Genomic DNA, 19073 nt, shown 5'->3' with positions numbered 1-19073 from the left:
ACGCGAGGCAGCATGAGCAGCAGCACCAGCACCAGGACCAGCAGCAGTCCCGGCACGGGCGGCACCGGTCCCGACCGGTCCGCGACGGGCGGGCCCACAGCACCGGCCGGGCTCCAGCACGTCGACCTGGACATCACCGGCATGACCTGCGCGTCGTGCTCGGCCCGGGTGGAGCGCAAGCTGAACAAGCTGGACGGGGTGCAGGCCAGCGTCAACCTGGCCACCGAGAAGGCGAGCGTCGACTTCCCGGCCGACCTGTCGGTGGCCGACATCGTCGCCACGGTGGAGAAGACCGGGTATGGCGCGACGCCCGTGAAGCAGGAGCGCGGCGGTCGACCCCCGGCCATGACGCACGACGTCGTGGACCGGGAGTCGCTGCGGCTGCGGATGATCGTGGCCGGCGTGCTGGCCTTCGTGGTCTTCCTGCTGCACATGGTGCCGCCCGTTCGGGACGCGCTGGGCACGGCCGGGCACTGGCTCCAGTTCCTGCTCACGCTGCCGGTCTACTTCTGGGCCGGCTGGCCCTTCCACCGCGCCGCGGCGATCAACGCCCGTCACGGCTCCTCGACCATGGACACCCTCGTCTCGGTCGGCACGACGGCCGCGATGGGCTGGTCGGTCGTCGCGCTGCTCACGGGGTTCAGCCACGACATGTACTTCGAGGTGGCGGCGGTCGTCATCGCCTTCCTTCTCATCGGCCGCTACATCGAGGCCCGTGCCAAGGCGCAGGGCCGCTCGGCGCTGACGTCGCTGATGCAGCTGGGCGCCAAGGACGTCGCCATCCTGCGGCACGAGACCGGCAGCGGCGCCTGGAGCGAGCACCGCGTCCCGGTCGAGGAGCTGGCGGTCGGGGACCGGTTCGTCGTCCGGCCCGGGGAGAAGGTCGCGACCGACGGCCGCATCGTCGACGGCACCAGCACGATCGACGCCTCGATGGTGACCGGAGAGTCGATGCCGGTCGAGGTCACCGCCGGGGACGAGGTGGTCGGGGCGACGGTCAACGGCCACGGCCGGCTGATCGTGCGGGCCACCCGGGTGGGCGGCGAGACCACGCTGGCCCGGATCACCGCCCTCGTCGAGCAGGCCCAGACGGGCAAGGCCCCGATCCAGCGGCTCGCCGACCGGATCTCGGCGGTGTTCGTCCCCATCGTGCTCGTCGTGGCGCTGCTGACCTTCGTGGTCTGGCTCTTCGTCTCGGGCGGCGACGTGGCCCGCTCCCTCATGCCGGCCGTTGCGGTGCTGATCATCGCCTGCCCCTGCGCGCTGGGCCTGGCCACGCCGACCGCGCTGCTCACCGGCACCGGACGGGGAGCCGAGCTGGGCATCCTCATCAAAGGCCCGCAGATCCTGGAGTCCACCCGCCTGGTCGACACGGTCGTGCTGGACAAGACGGGCACCATCACCACCGGGGAGCCCGTGCTCACCGAGGTCGTCCCGGCCGGCAACCTGCCCGCCGATGCGGCGCTGAAGGCCGCAGCCAGCGTGGAGACCGGCAGCGAGCACCCGGTCGCCCGCGCGATCATCACCGGAGCCCGCGAGCGCGGTGTCCGCCCGTCCCCGATCACCGACTTCGTCACCCTGCCCGGGCAGGGTGCCCGTGCCCGCATCAAGGGCACCGCGGTCAGCGTCGGCAAGCCCGAGCTGTTCCAGGAGGTGCCCGAGGTGCTGAGCGAGGTCCTGGCGGCCGGGACCGGCACGACGGTGCTCGTCGGCTGGGACGGAGTGGCCCGTGCCGCGATCACCGTCGCGGACACCCCGCGCCCCAGCAGCGCCGCAGCAGTCGCCCGGCTCAAGGAGCTGGGCCTGACGCCATACCTGCTGACCGGAGACAACGAGCACACCGCCCGCCGCGTCGCCGCCGAGGTCGGGATCGACCCCCGCAACGTCGACGCCGGCGTGCTGCCCCAGGACAAGTTCGAGCACGTCAAGGCCCTGCAGGAGCAGGGCCGGGTGGTCGCCATGGTCGGCGACGGGGTCAACGACGCCGCCGCCCTGGCCCAGGCCGACCTGGGCATGGCGATGGGCTCGGGCACGGACGTGGCCGCCGAGTCCGCCGACATCGTGCTCATGCGCTCGGACGTGGACACGGTCGCCGACGCGATCGGCCTGTCCCGCAAGACCCTGCGGGTCATCCAGGAGAACCTGGTGTGGGCCTTCGGCTACAACACCCTGGCGATCCCGCTGGCCGCCTTCGGCCTGCTCACGCCGCTCATCGCGGGAGCCGCCATGGCGCTGTCCAGCGTCCTGGTCGTGCTCAACAGCCTGCGGCTGAAGGGGTATGCGCAGCGGGTGAACTGACTCCGGTCACACCCGTCGCACCGGCAGCCAGTTCGTCATGCGTGAGCCGGGAAGAACCGGCTCACGCATGACCGAGCGGCTCCAGGTGTGACCGGCGTGAACGATGGAGTAGGCAAACCGTCGGGTGGGCAGGCGTGTGGCGCGCCAGCACCCCCGGAGCGCGAGGCTCAGATCTCGACGTCGCCGCGCTCGGTCGTGAAGGTCACGTGGAACAGGCAGGGGTGCTCGTCGCCCTCGACGAAGCCGAACTCGATCTGGCTCTCGAACGAGCCGGCCGGCTGGTCGCTCAGGCCGAGCCAGTCCCGGACCTGGTTGACGTCGCCGCCGATCGTCAGACCCTTGAGCCGGACGGTGGAGGGTCCCAGCTGCGAGGGATGGTCCTCCGCCGGGGAGTCCCAGCGCACGAAGAACGGGTGGTTGCCGTTGTCAATGACGTTCTTGACGCCGATCTGGCGCCACCGCAGGTCGACGCCCTGGGGGGTGTGGCGGTTGCCCTCCACCGCGGTGCGGCCCAGCCGCGCCTCGACCGGGGCGAGGTCGTCGACCGCGACGACCCAGGCCATCCAGCCGCCGCCCTTAGCCGAGCGGGCACGCACGGCCTGACCGAACGGCATCTTGTCGGAGGAGGGGTGGTCCAGGACCTCCACCACCTCCAGATACCGCCGCTCGGCGAGCGGCAGGATGATGTTGCGGGTGCCGAACCGGGGGTGCACCCCGCCGTCGCACGGAGTGACGTCGAGCAGCTCCCCCAGCCGCTCCGCCGTCGCCTGCAGACCCTCGGGGCCAGCGGCATAACTGACGTGGTCGATACGCATGCCGTCATCGTGGCATACAGCTGCGGGCGGTCAGACAGGGCCCCTCATCCCCGTTGGCGGACCGCCTCGTACACGATGATCGCGGCGCTGGTGGCGACGTTGAGGGAGTTCGCCCGGCCCACCATCGGGATCCGCACGCGGTGCGTCGCGGCGGCGATCACCGCCTCGGTCAGCCCCGTCTTCTCCGCGCCGACCGCGATCGCGACCGGGCCGCGGTAGTCGACCTGGGTGTGCATCGTGCCCGTGTCCGGGATCGCCGCCACCAGAGGTATGCCGTGCTCCGCCAGCCAGTCCACCGTCCCCGCCGAGCTGTCGCTCGCCAACGGCACCGAGAACACCGTGCCCTTGGAGGCGCGGACGGTGTTGGGGTTGCCCCAGTCGGTGACGGGGTCCGCGGCGATGACCGCGTCGACCCCGGCGGCGTCGGCGGTGCGGAGCATCGCCCCCAGGTTGCCCGGCTTCTCGACCCCCTCGCAGACCAGGATGAGCGGGTCGGGCGGCAGGCCCATGTCGGCACACCGTCGGTCGACCGTGCCAACGACCGCGAGGAAGCCGTCCGGCCCCTCCCGGTAGGCCACCTTCTCGAAGGCAGCCCGCGAGAGCTGCACCAGGTCCGCGCCGAGCCCGCCGGCCCGCTCCACCAGGTCGCCGGCACGCGCCTGGTCGCCCATCAGGTCGGGGCAGAAGTAGAGCTCCTCCGGGACCACCCCCGCGTCCAGGGCCAGGCCCAGCTCCTCATACCCCTCGACAAGGGTGCGGCGCTCCTGCTCCCGCGTCCGGCGCCGGCGCAGGGCCACCAACCCCTTGAGCCGGGGGTTGGCCGGGGAGGTGATGATCAGCGGTCTGGGCACGCCGCGCCGTCCGTCAGACCCACTCGGCGAGGACGCGGTCGAGGGTGATGGCCAGGCCGTCCTCCTCCACGCTCGCGGTCTGCTCGTCCGCCGCGGCGACCACCTCCGGCGGCGCCTGCCCCATCGCGACGCCGAGAGCCGCCCAGCGCAGCATCTCCAGGTCGTTGCGCTGGTCCCCGACCGCGACGGTCCGGTGCGGCTGGACACCGAGGGAGCGACGGACCAGCTCCAGGCCGGAGGCCTTGCTCACCCCTTCGGGGGCCAGGTCCAGCCAGGCGCTGTAGCCGACGGCGTAGGAGACGCCGTGCAGCCCGATCCGTTCCACCAGGCGGGTGAACTCCTCTGAGGTGGCGTACGGGTCCCGGAAGGTCACCCGGGTCACCGGCTCGGCGGCGAGCTCCTCGAGGGGCACGATCTTCTCCTGACCCCACAGCTCGCCGGCCGGGAAGTTCGTGCTCACCTTGAAGCCGGCGCCGATGTCCTCCACGGCGATGAGCGCGTGCGGCATCTCGCGCCGGACCAGCTCGATCGCCGGTGCCGGGTCGAAGGTCACCACGTCGACGAGCCGGTAGCCGTCGGCCGCTCCCTCGTCGATCTCGAGGGTCACCGCCCCGTTGGAGCAGACGGCCGGCCGCCCGTGGGTGCACAGCCCGAGGGCGTCCATCACCGGTAGCGTCGCCTCCAGCGAGCGTCCGGTGGCGATGACCACGGTCACCTGGGGCACGGCGTCCAGGGCGCGGATGGCGTCGGCCACCCGCGGGGCCAGGTGGCCGTCGTGGTGCAGGATCGTCCCGTCGACGTCCAGGGCGATGAGGAGCGGCTGGGCCGCGAGGGTGCTGGTCACCCTGGCAACCCTAACCACGTGCGGGACGCACCGACGCCCCCGCCGTCGTGCGGCGGGGGCGTCGCCCTGGGCAGGTATGCCGATGCCGTCCCCTGGAGCGGTGGCCTACCTGCCGGGTCTGTCAGTCCTTGCGGCCCAGCGCGGCCCGCCAGGTCAGGGTGCCCTGGGTGTGCAGCAGCGCCCGCTCGTAGAGCTTGGCGCCCAACCAGATCGACCCTGCGCAGAAGATCGCCACGATGACCAGCGCCAGCAGCGGCTCCCACAGGGCGGTGTCGCCCTCGACGATCCGCATCGGCATCACGAAGGTGGACGCGACGGGCACGAAGGAGAGGACGTCCCGCAGCATGCCCGAGGAGTTCAGGGCGGCGATGAAGATCACCACCAGGAACATGGTCAGCGGCATCGAGGTGGACTGCACGTCCTCGGTGCGCGAGGCGAGCGCCCCGGCTGCGGCCCAGATGCAGGCCAGGGCGAGGAAGCCCAGGACGAAGAACGGCAGGTACCACAGCAGCGCCTCGGCGATCCCGGGCAGTGCCACGTCGAAGCCGGTGAGCGGCAGCGCGACCAGGGCGACGGCGACGATGAGCGCGATCTGCCCGAAAGCCAGGATCGTGTTGCCCAGGACCTTGCCGAGCAGGAGCTGACGGACCGGGATCATCGCGGCCAGGATTTCCACGATCCGCGACTGCTTCTCCTCCACCACGCTGTTGGCGATCTGCAGCCCGAAGGTGAGTGCGGCCATGTAGAAGAGGATCGCGAAGACGAAGCCGAGGAGGAACTGCAGGAAGCCGGGCATGCCGTCCTCGGACTCCGACAGGTCGACGGGGACGAGGAGCGAGCCTGCGGTCAGCTCCTCGAGCGTCATCCCCGCGGCCTCCGCCTGCTCGGCCAGCGCCTGGGCCCGGACGGTGTCGGAGAGCACCGTGTCGAGCTCCAGCGAGGGCATGCCGTCGGACAGCAGCTCCCACTCCCCGGGCCCCCCGATGAGGGCCGCGTCGACGTCCCCAGCGAGGACTGCCTGCTCGGCGGCGGCCCGGTCCGCGACCGTCTCCGCCGTGAGGCTGGCCTCGTCGTCCTCGGCCTGGAGAGTGGCCTCGGCCTGCGCAACCACGGCAGCGGCGGTCTGATCCGTCACCGCGACCTGGTAGCTGGCCGCGCCGCCGCCCAGGAAGGTGGGCAGGATCAACGCGGCGACGAGGAGGACCAGGGTCAGGACGGTGCCCCAGATGAAGCTCTTGTCCTTGAGCTTGACGGCGATCTCGCGCTGCATGACCAGGGTCCACGGGGACCGCGTGCCACTCGCGGAGGTGCCGTCCTGGCCGGGGACCGGACTGGTGGTGGGCGTCTTGCGGGGGTCGGTCACGGTGCTCATGCGGCAGCCACCTCTCGGTAGATCTCGGACAGGGTCGGGATGACCCGGCTGAACTCACGGACTCCGCCGCGGGCGACGGCCTCGGCGAGCAGCCCCTCGGCGGCCTGCTCGTCCACGGGTGCCAGCAGGACGCTGGGGCCGTCCAGGTCGACCACCTCGATGCCGGGGCGGCCACGGACCCAGCCCGTGTCGCCGGCCATGGTGAGGCGGTAGCGCAGCGGGGCGCCGCTGCGCAGGTCGGTCGAGGTGCCCTGGGCGACCACCCGGCCGGCGTTGAGCACGACGATCGAGTCGCAGAGCCGGTCGACGAGCTCCAGCTGGTGGGAGCTGAAGAGGACCGGCACGCCGGCTGCGGTGTGCTCGCGCAGCAGCTCGCTCATCTGGTCCACCGCGGCCGGGTCCAGGCCGCTGAAGGGCTCGTCGAGGACGAGCAGCAGCGGATCGCCGAGCACGGAGGCGATGATCTGCGCACGCTGCTGGTTGCCGAGGGACAGCTCCTCGACCTTGCTGGTCAGCCGCTCCCCCAGACCGAACCGGGTGAGCAGCTCCTGGGAGCGGTCCTGGGCGGCGGCGCGCGTCATACCGTGCAGCTGGCCGAGGTAGGTGAGCTGGGCCAGGACCGGCTGCTTGGGGTAGAGCCCGCGCTCCTCCGGCATGTAGCCGAACCGGCTGCGCTCGGCCCGACCGGCCGGGCGCCCGTCCCAGAGGACCTGACCCGAGGTGGGAGCGAGCACGCCCATGATCATCCGCATCGTGGTGGTCTTGCCGGCACCGTTGCCGCCGACGAAGCCCACCATGGCCCCCGTGGGGACGGTGAAACTGACGTCGTCGACCGCGGTGACGTCGCCGTAGCGCCTGGTCAGGCCCTGCAGTTCGAGCACGGTTCTCCCCTTCGTCGTAGCGGCCGGATCTCGACCTTGCCACCACGCTATGGGTGCGGGGTATGCCGTCACATCGGCTGCAGGCGGGAGATTCCGTCTCCCCCCTGGGACGGAGGAGCGGGTCCTCAGCCCGGCCGGACCAGCCCTGAGTCGTAGGCGCTGACCACGGCCTGGACGCGGTCCCGCACGCCCAGCTTGGCCAGGATGTTGGAGACGTGGGTCTTGATCGTCGCCTCGCTGACGAAGACCTGCTGGGCGATCTCGGCGTTGGACAGGCCCTTGGCGACCAGGACGAGCACCTCGCGCTCGCGGCTGGTGAGCTGGGGCAGCGGTTCGGGGGCTGGGGCAGCGGGGCTGGCAGCGGCAGAAGTGACGGGGGCAGCCGCATCGGCAGAGGCAGGGGCGCTGCCAGAGCCGCCCGTCGTCATCGCGCCGATCACGCGTCGGGTCACCTCGGGGGCCAGCAGCGCGTGCCCCTGGGCGACCGTGCGGATGGCGTCGACGATGTCGTCGGCATCCGCGTTCTTCAGCAGAAAGCCGCTGGCGCCAGCGGTCAGGGCGTCGAAGAGGTAGTCGTCGCGGTCAAAGGTGGTCAGGATGATGATCTTGACGTCCGTGGAGGCGGCAGCGATCTGGCGGGTAGCTTCGATGCCGTCGAGGACGGGCATCTGCACGTCCATCAGCACCACGTCAGGCCTCAGCTCGGGGACCGCGGCGACCGCCTTGGCCCCGTCGGTGACCTGACCTACGACCTCGATGTCGTCCTCGATGGAGAGGATCATCGCGAAGCCCTGCAGCAGCAGCGGCTGATCGTCCACCAGCAGCACGCGGATGGTCACAGGGGTCCCCTCGGTGGCTCGGCTGGCTGGACGGTGGACAGGGTCAGGGGTGTGGGCGGTCCCGGCGTGTGTCCGGTCCGGCGTCGACCGCAGGTCGGACGATCAGGCCCGGGTCGGCACGAGCGTCTGTCCGTCCTCTACCGCGCGACCGTCCAGCGGGAACCATACCCGCACCCGCCATCCCGGATGTGCGGTGCGCGGTCCGCACTCGACGCCGCCGCCGAGGTGCTGGGCGCGCTCCCGCATACCGAGCAGGCCGAGGCCGGATCCGGAGGTGCCGACACGGGCGGTCCCGTCGTCGACCACCTCGACCTCCACCTGCTGGGTCTGCAGGTCGACGCGCACCACCGCCGAGGCGTTGCGGGCGGTCGAGTGGCGGCGCACATTGGCCAGGGCCTCCTGGACGACCCGGTATGCGGACAGCTGAACGGGTGCGGGCACGTGCGCCGCAGCCCCGGGCTCGGACTCGACGAGCTCGACGGTGACGGCGCACGTCGGGGTGCCCGCCTCTGCCGCCAGGGCCGGCAGGTCATCGAGGGTGGGTTGAGGGCTGCGCGGGTCCTGGTCTGTGTCGTCCGAGCCGGCTTCGAGCTCCCCGTTACGCAACGTGCCCAGCAGGTCCCGCATCTGCCCGACCGCGCTGCGGGAAGACTTCTCGATCACCGCCAGGGACTCCCGCGCGGCGTCGAGGTCGCGGTCGAGGACCCGCCGTGCAGCGGCCGCTTGCACACCCATGACCGAGACGTGGTGCGCGACGACGTCGTGCAGCTCCCTCGCGATCCGCAGGCGCTCGGCGACCACCGCCTGGTCGCGGAGCCGGAAGTTCTGCTCCTGGATGGTCCGGTGCTGCTCCTCGGAGCGGTGCCGCTCCAGGGCCCCCCGCCAGCTGACGAGGCCGAGAGCGATGGCGAAACCGAAGTAGATGATGTTGACCAGGATCGTGTAGAGGATCAGGGCCACCACGGGACTGAGGAAGCCGTACCGCTCGACCCCCTCCTCGCTCAGGGTTTCCTGCATCTGGCTGTACCCGGAGCCGAGTGCGAACCACCAGGCCAGCCAGATGGCCATCACGAGCAGAACCGCGAGCGTGGCGAACAGTGCCCCGCGCCGGTCCCGTGCCCAGGCGACGCCGGAGAAGAAGAGGAAGAAGGCGAGCAGCTGCATCGGCAGGGACGCCATGACGACGGGCATCAGTTCGCCCGCGACGATGAAGTGGGCAGCGGCCAGCAGCATGACGGTCAGGGGAGCGATACGGCGGAACGCCACCAACGCCGCACCAGAGACGACCGCGACGTACTGCGCTCCCACCCCGAACGCCTCGTCGGTCAGGCCTCCGCCCATCCGGATGAACTCCAGGCCCAGGGCGGCCACCGCGAACGCAAAGATCGCCCAGTGCACATCCTGGCGGCGATCCGCCGAGGTCGGCACCCGCTCCCAGCGCTCCTCGGCGCCGAACCAGTGCTCCAGCCGTTCCATGATCCGTCCGCCTCGCTCTCGCCGACCTCGTCGGCTGCTGTGCTGCCCGCTACGCCTTGCCGCCTTCGCTGCCCTTGCTGCCCTCGCTGACAGGTATGACGCTGCCTGCCGCCTCAGCCTAGGTGCCGGTGGAGAGGCGGGCCTCCCCCTTCAGAGGGAGTTGCGGCCATGGCTACGTCGGCCGTCTCCGACCTGGGATGGAGCCGCGAGGGTCAGAAGGGTGGTGGGTCGTCGTTACGACGCTGGCTCCAGGGTGTCTGCCGGTCCTGCTCGGGGCGGTTGGGGCGGTCGGTGAGTCCCCACCGGCGGCCGCCGGGGTAGCGGGGCCTGTCCTGGTCACTGGTCGCAGGCGGTTGCCGTTGTCCGCTGCCCAGGGAAGTCTTGCCCTGGACGGCCACCCCGTCCCCGGAGGTGGTGTCACCGCCGGACGAGTCGCCTGCACGGGTATCGCCGGGCGCGGTGCTGGGTGGGGTGGTGCGGGCGAGTGCTGCTGCGGTGTCGGCGCGGTCGCGGGCGGTGGGTGAGGGTCCGGGGGTACGGCGTCCGGTGAGGGGGTCGCGGTGGGACAGGCCGATGGTGATGTCGCCCCCGAACCGGGCCAGGTGCGCCTCGTCGTAGGTGTCGTCATCGCCCTCGTTCAACCGCTCCCCGGCGCCCCGGTAACACAGGGCCTGGTAGACCTCGCGGTTGATCTGGTCCGCCACGTCGTCCTCATCGACGGTGGCGACGCGGTCGAGGGCGTCGACCATGAGGGTGACCAGCTCCCGGTAGTCATGCACCCGGGTCCGGTACACGCGGGACAGGGTGGTGGTCCAGGTGACGTCACGGTTGGCGTGCAGCACCGCGTCCCAGGCTTTCGCGGTCTTGGGGTCGTGGTGCCAGGTGTCCAACACCTGCCCATTGGTCTCCCTCGTGAGGCCGCCGGTGCCGTGCGGGATGACGTGGTCGACCTGACAACTGCCGGCGTGGTGGTCACACCCCGGTGCGCGGCAGGTCACGTCGGCCGCGGCCAGCTGGGCCCGCATCGCCGCATCGAAGCTGTACGCCGTGGTCGACCGTTCCAGGCACCGCCCGTCGGCCGGGTCGACCAGGAGCCGCACGAACGTGCTCCCCGGCGACAACGCGAGCCGCCGCACCAGGTCCGGTCCGAGGAACTTCGGCTGCTTGCCCAGCACCCGACCCACCCACGCCACCCGCGGCACCCTCCGCTGGCCCTGGTGATGGGCAGAGTCCTCCCCACGGTCCGGATCCCGGCCACGGGCAGAGTCCTCTCCCAGACACTCGCGGTGGGCGGAGTCCTCCCCGGGGTCCTGTCGGGCTGCTCTACTGGCGTGGTCGATGTCGTGGTTGCGGGCGGCACGGACCGAGGGCAGGCAGGCGGGGCAGCCCGGTGCGCCCGTATGCCCAGCCTCAATGCTTGTACCGCCGGAGCCTTCGCTTGCCTCTTGGGCCGCCCCGCCAACTGCCTCACCCGGCGGCCCGACACTCTCGCCCGCCGCGCCGCCGCCCTCATCGCCCGTCGCTCCGTACGCCCCGTCGGGACCCTGGCCCGCGTGCCCGTGCGGGTCCTGGGTCGTGGTGGTGCGGTGGACGCCGGGCAGGGTGTGGGCGGTGGCGGGGTCGTGCAACGCCAACAGCGGCACGATCACCTGCAGGATCGCCGGGGGCAGGGCGGACAGGGCCGCGATGACCTGTGGTGTCCACCCGGCCGCGACCAGATCCTCCGGCGCGGGCTGGGTCGACTTGAAGATGTCCAGGTCGGGCAGCTCGTGCGCCCCGATCGTCGCATGCCCCAACAAGGCGATCCCGATATCGTTCGCCAGCTGCGCCACCGACCGTGCATCACCGGCGCCGCGGGCAGCACGCGCGGCCTTGTCCAACCGGTCCCCCAACGCCAGCACCTTCAGGGCAGTGCCGGTGAAACACACCTGCGCGGTGCCGTCCTCATTGACCCGGACCCACATCGACCGGGCCCGGTACGCCGCCTCCCGCGCCGCCCGCGCCGCCTCCGCCGCTTCCACCGACGCCTGGTCGCCCGGGTCGGGACAGGCCGCGACCTTGCCCACCTCCCGCTCCAGCACCGCCCAGAACACCCCATGCCCCCACGGCGCCCTCGTCACGGTCCCATCGGCCTCCAGGCGTTCGGGGACGCACGTGCCCGCCTCATCGGCCAGCATCACGCTCGCCACGTGCGCGGCATCAGCCGCGGACAGCTTCGCCTTGTCACACGCCCGCCACAGGCCACGCACCAGGGCCCAGGTGACGGTCCCGCGGGACAGGGCACTGTTCACCGGGGTCCGGAACGCGACCGGTGCGGTCGCCACCCCGACCAGGGTCGCGGTCTCCGCCCGCGACCAGCCCGTGGCCGGCGTCAGGTCCTGCCGCACCCGCGCCTTGGTCCGCCACCGCCACCGCTGCCGACCCGTCGCCGACAACTCCCCCACGTCCAACACCCCACGACGGGCCAGCTCGACCCGGCCCATCGCGCTCACCCCCTCAGCCACCGCCACCAGCCGCACCCGCTCCAGGCGGGCAATGACCTGGTTCACCGCCTCCACCGCCGTCTGCGCACGATCCGCCACCGCACACAACCCATCCACCGACCCCGCCTCCTCACCCCCGGCCTCATCGGACTGACGAGTGATGCCCTCCGGCAGGGCCGGCCTGGAGAACGGCACAAACCCTGCCTCCACCCCCGCCACCGGCCGACCCGCCGTCGCCGCCCCCGCGAGCAGGACCGCGTCCGCGAACACCGCCACCGCCCCCGCATCCAGGCCCGCCCGCGCCAGCACCGCCTCCAACTCACCCCGCAGGCCAGGGACGGCCGAAGCCCCCGCACCCTCACGAGACCCATCCCGCTTCATCCCCAACCACCCCCTCTCCAGTGGGCCCACAACCGGCCCGGCACCCCCGCCCGGAACTCCCCCTCCCGACGGTTCGTGACCGACACCACCATGGTAGAACACCAGTACGACACACCCTCGACTTATCCACAGCGCGTCACCAATCCGCAGTGCCGCTCCGAGGATGTGAACAACCGGTGGACTCACTGGCGACGACACAGTCTCGGTAGCGTCAAGGCCATGCCCGTCGCTCCCCATATCGCTCGCCTACGGGAGAAAGTGGGCCACGATCTGCTTCTCCTGCCTTCGGTGGCGGTGCTCCCTCTGGACAACAGCGGACGGGTCCTCATCGCCCGACAGACCGAGTTCGGCACCTACGCCACGGTTGGAGGCTCCGTCGATGTCGACGAGTCACCCCTCGACGCGGCTCGCCGGAGGCACGCGAGGAGATCGGCTCCGACGTCGTGATCACCAGGCTGGCCGGCGCGTTTGGCGGACCCGAGTTCCGGATCACCTACCCGAACGGCGACGAGACGGCCTACGTCTGCGTCGTCTACGAGGCGAAGCTCACCGACCCAGGCGCACTCCGCCCAGACGGCGTCGAGGTTGACAGAGTCCGGTGGTTCCAGCGCGACGAACTCGGCAACCCGGAAGTGGGGCCCTTCGCGCAGGCGACCTTCCGGTCGCTCGGCTGGCTCTGACCGCGCCGCGGCAGCAGAACCGCCGACACGCACCGAGGTGTCTCCACCCACCAGGGAGGGAGCCGAACCTCTCACCGAGGGGCGAGGGCCTCCATACCGCCCAGGAAAGGCCGGAGGGCCTCCGGGACGCGCACGGTCCCGTCGGCCTGCTGGTGGTTCTCCAGCAGCGCCACGATGGGCCGGGTGTTGGTCGCGGCGGTGCCGTTGAGCGTCGCCACGATCCGGGTGCCGGAGCCGTTCGGATCGCGCTCCCGCGTGTTCAGCCGGCGCGCCTGGAAGGTGGTGCAGTTGGAGGTGGAGGTGAGCTCGCGGTACTTCTCCTGCGTCGGGATCCACGCCTCGCAGTCGAACTTGCGCGCGGCCGGTCCGCCGAGGTCACCCGCAGCGACATCGATCACCCGGTAGGGCAGCTCGAGCGCGTCGAGGATGCGGCGCTCGACCCGCAGCAGGTTGGCGTGCTCAGCCTCGGCGTCCTCGACGCGGCAGTAGACGAACATCTCGGTCTTCTGGAACTGGTGCACCCGGAAGATGCCCTTGGTGTCCTTGCCGTAGGACCCAGCCTCGCGGCGGTAGCAGGTGGAGGTGGCGGCATACCGGAGTGGCCCGCCCGAGAGGTCGATGATCTCGTCGGCGTGCAGGCCCGCGAGCGCGACCTCGGAGGTCCCGGTGAGGTAGAGGTCGTCAGCCGGCAGGTGGTAGACCTCGTCGGCGTGCGCGTCGAGGAAGCCCGCGCCGAACATCGTCTCGGGCCGCACCAGGTTGGGCACGACGAGAGGACTGAAACTTTCCTCCTGGGCGATCTGCTGCGCCAGCCCCATGAGCGCGTGCTCGAGGCGGGCACCGTCGCCCTTGAGGTAGTAGAAGCGCGCGCCCGAGACCTTGGCGCCACGGGTCATGTCGACGATGTCGAGCGCCTCGCCGATCTCCAGGTGATCCTTGGGGGCGAACCCCTCGGCCACGAAGTCGCGCCTAGTCCCGACCTCCTCCAGCACGACGAAGTCGTCCTCGCCACCCACGGGGACGCCTTCGATGATGAGGTTGCCGATCTGCCGCATCGCGGCGTCTCGCTCGGCCGCGGCCGCACCCGCCTCGGCGTCGAGCTCCTTGACCCGGGCCGCCAGCTCCTTGACCTGCGCGAGCAGCTGCTGCTTCTCCTCGCCCTTCGCCTGCGCGACCTTCTTGCCGAAGGCTTTCTGCTCCGCGCGGGCGGCCTCGAAGGCGGACAGCGCCTCCCGGTGCCGCGTGTCCGCGGCCAGCACCGAGTCCACCGCCGCCGGGTCGGCTCCGCGAGCCTGCTGGCTCAGGCGGGCACGGTCGGGGTCGGCACGGAGGTCGCGGAGGTCGAGCATGGCGCCAGCCTATCCGGGCCGTCCACAGGCTTGACCGGTATGCCGTGCGGCCTGCTGCCGTGCGCCTGCGCCGCCGGGGTAGGGCCCGCCGGATAGCGTGAGGCCCATGCAGAATCAGGGGAGGGCAGCGGTCGTGGTGAACCCGACGAAGTTCACCGACCTCGGTCTCGTCCGTCGCCGGGTGGAGGCCGCGTGCACCCGCAACGGGTGGTCCGCACCGATGTGGTTGGAGACCACCCCCGAGGACACGGGACAGGGGCAGGCGCAGCAGGCGATCGAGGCCGGCGTCGACCTGGTGTGCCCGCTCGGCGGCGACGGCACGGTGCGCACGGTCGCCTCGACGATGGCCAACACCGGCATCCCGGTGGGTCTGCTGCCCGGAGGCACCGGCAACCTGCTCGCCCGGAACCTGGACCTCCCGGTCGACTCCCTCGGACGTGCGCTGGAGATCGCGCTCACCGGACGGACCGCCGCGATCGACAGCTGCGTTCTGGAGCTCGTACGCCCCACGTCGGGCGAGCTCGCCGCGCGACTGCGGGACGAGGAGGACCCGGCGCAGACCATCGACTTCCGCGACGCGGTGGACGACCGGACCTCCGAGGAGGTCCGGGAGCAGCACCGGTTCCTGGTGATGGCCGGTCTGGGCTTCGACGCCGAGGTCATGGCCGCCGCCCCCGAAGGGCTCAAGGCGCGGATGGGCTGGCTGGCCTACCTGATCACGGGGCTGCGCCACCTGAAGGGCCCCCAGTTCACCGTGGCGCTCAAGGTGGACGGGGCTGAGCCGCTCCGCCGCCGGGTGCGCAGCGTGATGGTCGGCAACGTCGGCCGGCTGCAGGGCGGGATGGAGCTGCTGCCCGACGCCGTGGCCGACGACGGCGCGATCGACGCCGTCCTGCTGTCGCCCGAGGGCATCGTCGGTTGGGCAGCGATGACCGGCCAGCTCATCACCCGGCAGCGGATCGGCCACTCCCGCGTGGACCACTTCCAGGCCCAGGAGATCCGGGTGGTCTGCGACAAGCCGGTCGAGATCGAGCTGGACGGGGACACCCTCGGCACGGTCTCGGCGATGCGCGTCGCCGTCGACCCCGACAGCCTGCTGGTGCGTCTGCCGCGCTGAGGCAGCCTCCTTGGGTCGCGCCCGCGGTCAGTTCTCGCTGCCCGTCCGTGCAGCGTCCAGCGCCTGCCGCTCCTCGGGGGTGAGCACGATCTCGGAGTCGCCGCCGACGATGCCCTTGGCGTAGGTGCGGCTCTCCCCCCGTGCATGGATCGAGCTGATCACCATGCCGTCGCCGGTGTCGTCGACGATCGCGGCCGAGAAGCTCATCCGCCCGCCCATGTCGCCGAACGCGTCATACCGCACCACCGCGACGTGCCGGAGGGCCTGCGCGAGGTCACCGCGCAGGGCGTCCACCTCGCCCTCCAGCGCCTCTATACGCTCCCGTTCCGGCGTGGTCGGCGCCCCCGCGTCGATCAGCGACCCGAGCCGTCGGTCGACGACCCGCAGGCGTACCCAGGCCACCACCGCGAGCAGCAGCGCGAGCACCGCCACCCCCACCGCGACCCAGGTCAGCACCTCATGATTCACGGGGCCCAGGGTATGCCGTCCAGGCTCCTGTCGGTCACCCGTGCAACCATGCCGTCACCGGCCGGCAGGAGGTGGAGTATGCGGTCACGCCGCACCGTGGGCGCGTGGGCGCTCGTGGTGTCCGTGCTGGTCGGGTGGCTCCTGGCGGCGTTCGCGGCGTGGGTCGGGGTGGCACCCTCCGTCGCCGAGCCGGACGACAGGGTCGCGCTCGGGACGTCGGCCGACCTGCCGACGGAGGAGCGCCAGGCCGTGCTCATCGGGGTGCCGGGGCTGACGTGGGACCTGGTGTCGCCGGAGACGACGCCGGAACTGGCGCGCCTGGGCATGGAGGGCGGGTCAGCGGCCCTGGTCCTGCGCGGGACCCACGAGGTGACCTGCGAGGCCGACGCGTGGTTGACGGTGGGGGCCGGGCAGCGGGCGGCGACGGACCTGCCGGGGTGCGGAGATGCCGAGGGCCCTGACGTGGAGGGTGGGGACGCCGACGGGACGGGGACCCGGACCGCGGTCATCGGCCAGCAGACCGACGAGCAGACCGACGAGCAGGTGGACGAGCAGGTGGACGAGCAGCGCTGGCGCTCCTGGGAGGAGGCCGCGGCCGGGCGTGCGCTCGGCCCCCAGCTGGGCACCCTGGCCGGCTTGGCGGAGCAGGGTGGGACGTGCGTCGCGGCCTACGGCCCTGCAGCGGTCATCGGCGCGGCCGACGCGGACGGGCGGGCGGCGGTGGTGCGGGCTACCGGTCTGGAGGTGCCGTCCGATCTGGAGACCAGGTGCCGCATCCACCTGGTGTCCGGGCCGCAGGTCCACCCGGGAGACCGCTCGGACGTGCTGGCCGAGCTCGATGCGGCCGTCGGCGAACTGGCCGAGGGGCTGCCGGACGGGACGACGCTCCTGGTCGCCGGGATGGGCCACGAACCGGCCTCCGGACCCACGGCCCAGGTGCTGGTGGCCGCCCCCGTCGGCGAGCACCCGGGGGCAGCGGCCCTGACGTCGGGGACCACGCGTCAGGCCAGCCTGGTGCAGCTGACCGACCTGACGCCCACCCTGCTGTCGCTCGCGGGGGTCGAGGTGCCGACCGCGGCGCCGTTGGCCGGTCAGTCCGTGGTCGCCGGCGCGCCGGACACCGACCCGGAGGAGCCCGATGGTCCCGGGGTTGGCAACCCAGCAGCCGGTGTCACGTCAGCTGGCGAGGCGGCGATCGCCCAGGCGAAAGACCTCGCTGGTGGAATTTCCTGGGTCAAGGCGGTCGCCCCACTGGTGCTCGGGGTCCTGGTCGCGGCCGCGCTGGGGCTGCTGGCGCTGGGCACGGCGTTGCTCCGCTGGGGACGGCAGCGCGGCCGCGCCAGACCTACCGGCAGGCTCCTCGTCCTCGTCGCCGCGAGCTTCGCGCTGGCCGGTCCGGTCGCGACGTGGCTGGCGGGGCTGTTCCCGTGGTGGCGTGCCGGTCAGCCGTCGCTAGCGCTCCTCGGTGCCGTCGCGCTGTGCTCACTCGTGGTCGCGGCGGTCGCGTGGGCGGGGCCTTGGCGGGCGGACCCTCTCGGACCACCGGCGGTCATCGCTGCAATCACGGTGGTGGTGATCTACGTCGACGTGCTCTGGTCCGCGCGGCTCGGGCTGGTGTCCGTGCTGGGGCTTCAGCCCGTCACCGCAGGTCGCTTCTACGGGCAGGGCAACGTCGGCCTGGGGCTCACCCTCGGGGCCACCCTGGTGGTGATGGCTGCACTGCTGACCTGGCTGCGCGACCGACCTCGACAGGCAGCGGCGGCCGTGGCACTCGTCGGGCTGGGCGCCACCGTGCTCAACGGCGCACCGACAGCCGGTGCCGACTTCGGCGGGGTGCCGGCCCTGGTGGTCGCGACCGGCCTTCTGGTCCTGCACGCCCTCGGCATCCGTTGGACCTGGCGCTCGTTGCTGGGCGTGGCGGTCGCCGGCGGGCTGGCCGCCGCGGCACTCATGGCGCTGGACTGGCTCCGCGGGCCGGAGCGGCGTACCCACCTGGGCGGTTTCGTGCAGTCCGTCCTGGACGGCGAGGCCTGGCGGATCGTCAGCCGCAAGCTGGCGCAGAGCCTGGGGATCCTGCTCAACTACCCGATCGCCTGGCTCGTGGTCCTTCTCCTGATCCTGATGATCCTGGTCATCATCAGGCGACCGGCCTGGTCCGAGCGGCTCTGGCAGCATGCCGGCGCCCGCCCCGCGGCCCTCGCCGCTGTGGCCGCCATGATCCTGGCCTGGCTCCTCAACGACTCCGGCCTGCCCGCGATGGGCGCCTGCCTGGCGGTGCTCATCGCCGCAGGTGTGGCCCTCCTGGCCCACCCCCAGGCCTCGACACTCAAGGCTGGCGGTCCTCCGTCTTCCGCGGCAACCGTCGGGAGGCGGAACTGACGGCCGTCGTCACCCCGCGCATGACGCCGCTGGCGGCACCGCGCGCCCCTCGACCGGCCAGCCCGCGCGCCTGCTGCGCAGTCGCCGCGACCCTCGCAGTGGCCTTCTCCCTCGCCCCTGACCGGTCGACCAGAGCGCGGCTGACGTCCGCGAGCTGACGCGCCCGGTGCACCTGCGAGCGCAGGTCGCGGCCGGTGACGCGGTGGTGCAGCTCGCACGGCACCTCCAGCACCCGGCCTCCAGCCCGGAGCACGTCGACGGTCAGCCCGACCTCCACGCCCCAGCCGGACGCCAGCGGCAGTGCCGCGTCCAGAGCCTCACGGCTCAGACAGCGCTGACCAGACAGCGGCTGGGTCGGGGCCCAGCCGGTCAACCGACGGATGCCGTCCCGGGCGGTGCGCACCACGATCCCGAAGCCGCCACCGGCACGCGACTGCGGTGACAGCACGGCGATCGTCATGTCGGCCTCCCCGGCCAGCACCGGTTCGACCACCGGCCCCAGGTTCCCGGCCGAGGCCTCCAGGTCGGCGTCGACGAAGAGCACAGGCGCCCCGGGCGCGAGCTCGGCGGCCCGGGCGGCACCGGTCGTCATGGCCGCGGCCTTGCCGCGGTTGCGGTCGTGCCGCACCACCTCGACCCCGCCGGTCCACTCCGCGACCGCCGCGGTCTGGTCGGTCGACCCGTCGTCGACCACCACGATCCACCCGACGGTGCCGAGCTGCTCGAGCGCGGCGATCGTGGCCCCGATGCGGGTCTCCTCGTCCTTGGCCGGGACGACCGCGACCACCTCGAGCGGCCCGGAGGGCTCGAGTGGCCGAGAGGAGGGGAGCGCGCTCACGG

General features: G+C 72.2%; 15 protein-coding genes. 4 read left to right on the top strand and 11 right to left on the bottom strand.

What is annotated here, in order from left to right; translation table 11 throughout:
• Positions 1-12: 12 nt before the first annotated feature.
• The gene (locus ESZ52_RS01040) at positions 13-2298 is read left to right on the top strand and encodes a heavy metal translocating P-type ATPase (RefSeq protein ID WP_131103298.1); all 2286 of its coding nucleotides are present in this window, start codon (positions 13-15) and stop codon (positions 2296-2298) included.
• 167 nt (positions 2299-2465) lie between these two features.
• Here the strand turns inward: ESZ52_RS01040 and ESZ52_RS01035 are convergent, their stop codons facing one another.
• From ESZ52_RS01035 to ESZ52_RS01000, 8 genes are all read right to left on the bottom strand, one after another.
• Positions 2466-3113 carry a VOC family protein gene (locus ESZ52_RS01035; protein ID WP_131103297.1) on the bottom strand — a complete coding sequence of 216 codons (648 nt, stop codon included), beginning with the start codon at positions 3111-3113 and terminating at the stop codon, positions 2466-2468.
• 44 nt (positions 3114-3157) lie between these two features.
• Positions 3158-3964 (bottom strand): TrmH family RNA methyltransferase, encoded by an 807-nt coding sequence (locus tag ESZ52_RS01030; protein WP_181010085.1) that lies wholly within the window; start codon positions 3962-3964, stop codon positions 3158-3160.
• A 13-nt stretch (positions 3965-3977) separates the two neighbouring features.
• The gene (locus ESZ52_RS01025; RefSeq protein WP_131103296.1) at positions 3978-4808 is read right to left on the bottom strand and encodes an HAD family hydrolase; all 831 of its coding nucleotides are present in this window, start codon (positions 4806-4808) and stop codon (positions 3978-3980) included.
• A gap of 121 nt (positions 4809-4929) precedes the next feature.
• Positions 4930-6180 carry an ABC transporter permease gene (locus tag ESZ52_RS01020; protein ID WP_131103295.1) on the bottom strand — a complete coding sequence of 417 codons (1251 nt, stop codon included), beginning with the start codon at positions 6178-6180 and terminating at the stop codon, positions 4930-4932.
• The gene (locus ESZ52_RS01015) at positions 6177-7061 is read right to left on the bottom strand and encodes an ABC transporter ATP-binding protein (RefSeq protein WP_131103294.1); all 885 of its coding nucleotides are present in this window, start codon (positions 7059-7061) and stop codon (positions 6177-6179) included. The genes ESZ52_RS01020 and ESZ52_RS01015 overlap by 4 nt, the downstream gene beginning before the upstream one ends.
• Before the next feature lie 125 nt (positions 7062-7186).
• On the bottom strand, positions 7187-7900 hold the full coding sequence (locus ESZ52_RS01010) for a response regulator transcription factor (protein ID WP_272948393.1): 714 nt from the start codon (positions 7898-7900) through the stop codon (positions 7187-7189).
• A 102-nt stretch (positions 7901-8002) separates the two neighbouring features.
• On the bottom strand, positions 8003-9376 hold the full coding sequence (locus ESZ52_RS01005) for a sensor histidine kinase (protein WP_131103293.1): 1374 nt from the start codon (positions 9374-9376) through the stop codon (positions 8003-8005).
• 212 nt (positions 9377-9588) lie between these two features.
• Entirely contained in the window at positions 9589-12240 is a 2652-nt protein-coding gene (locus ESZ52_RS01000) for an HNH endonuclease signature motif containing protein (protein ID WP_131103292.1), read from the bottom strand.
• Positions 12241-12683: 443 nt separating this feature from the next.
• Between ESZ52_RS01000 and ESZ52_RS00995 the strand changes: the two genes are divergently transcribed.
• Positions 12684-12920, top strand: coding sequence for an NUDIX hydrolase (locus tag ESZ52_RS00995; RefSeq protein ID WP_131103291.1), 237 nt, complete (start codon positions 12684-12686; stop codon positions 12918-12920).
• A gap of 71 nt (positions 12921-12991) precedes the next feature.
• Here ESZ52_RS00995 and serS read toward each other — a convergent pair whose 3' ends face one another.
• Positions 12992-14269: a serine--tRNA ligase gene (gene serS, locus ESZ52_RS00990; protein ID WP_131103290.1), complete on the bottom strand. Its 1278-nt coding sequence runs from the start codon at positions 14267-14269 to the stop codon at positions 12992-12994.
• Positions 14270-14375: 106 nt separating this feature from the next.
• Between serS and ESZ52_RS00985 the strand changes: the two genes are divergently transcribed.
• Entirely contained in the window at positions 14376-15386 is a 1011-nt protein-coding gene (locus tag ESZ52_RS00985; protein WP_131103289.1) for a diacylglycerol/lipid kinase family protein, read from the top strand.
• A 27-nt stretch (positions 15387-15413) separates the two neighbouring features.
• Here ESZ52_RS00985 and ESZ52_RS00980 read toward each other — a convergent pair whose 3' ends face one another.
• On the bottom strand, positions 15414-15854 hold the full coding sequence (locus tag ESZ52_RS00980) for a DUF4446 family protein (protein ID WP_202865392.1): 441 nt from the start codon (positions 15852-15854) through the stop codon (positions 15414-15416).
• A 78-nt stretch (positions 15855-15932) separates the two neighbouring features.
• Between ESZ52_RS00980 and ESZ52_RS00975 the strand changes: the two genes are divergently transcribed.
• Positions 15933-18233: a hypothetical protein gene (locus ESZ52_RS00975; protein WP_131103287.1), complete on the top strand. Its 2301-nt coding sequence runs from the start codon at positions 15933-15935 to the stop codon at positions 18231-18233.
• Here the strand turns inward: ESZ52_RS00975 and ESZ52_RS00970 are convergent.
• Positions 18181-19071 (bottom strand): glycosyltransferase family 2 protein, encoded by an 891-nt coding sequence (locus ESZ52_RS00970; RefSeq protein WP_131103286.1) that lies wholly within the window; start codon positions 19069-19071, stop codon positions 18181-18183. The genes ESZ52_RS00975 and ESZ52_RS00970 overlap by 53 nt on opposite strands.
• Positions 19072-19073 lie beyond the last annotated feature (2 nt).

The sequence above is a fragment of the Ornithinimicrobium sufpigmenti genome, assembly GCF_004322775.1.
GTDB classification, from domain to species: domain Bacteria; phylum Actinomycetota; class Actinomycetes; order Actinomycetales; family Dermatophilaceae; genus Ornithinicoccus; species Ornithinicoccus sufpigmenti.
Note: the sequence above shows the minus strand (reverse complement) of the source record. Positions and strands in the feature narration are given on the sequence as shown.

Excerpts from the sequence above, each read along its gene's own strand:
- ESZ52_RS01035 (WP_131103297.1), bottom strand. The coding sequence starts at position 3,113 with ATGCGTATCGACCACGTCAGTTATGCCGCTGGCCCCGAGGGTCTGCAG.
- ESZ52_RS01000 (WP_131103292.1), bottom strand. The coding sequence starts at position 12,240 with ATGAAGCGGGATGGGTCTCGTGAGGGTGCGGGGGCTTCGGCCGTCCCT.
- ESZ52_RS01020 (WP_131103295.1), bottom strand. The coding sequence starts at position 6,180 with ATGAGCACCGTGACCGACCCCCGCAAGACGCCCACCACCAGTCCGGTC.
- serS (WP_131103290.1), bottom strand. The coding sequence starts at position 14,269 with ATGCTCGACCTCCGCGACCTCCGTGCCGACCCCGACCGTGCCCGCCTG.
- ESZ52_RS01040 (WP_131103298.1), top strand. The coding sequence starts at position 13 with ATGAGCAGCAGCACCAGCACCAGGACCAGCAGCAGTCCCGGCACGGGC.
- ESZ52_RS00975 (WP_131103287.1), top strand. The coding sequence starts at position 15,933 with ATGCGGTCACGCCGCACCGTGGGCGCGTGGGCGCTCGTGGTGTCCGTG.
- ESZ52_RS00985 (WP_131103289.1), top strand. The coding sequence starts at position 14,376 with ATGCAGAATCAGGGGAGGGCAGCGGTCGTGGTGAACCCGACGAAGTTC.
- ESZ52_RS01005 (WP_131103293.1), bottom strand. The coding sequence starts at position 9,376 with ATGGAACGGCTGGAGCACTGGTTCGGCGCCGAGGAGCGCTGGGAGCGG.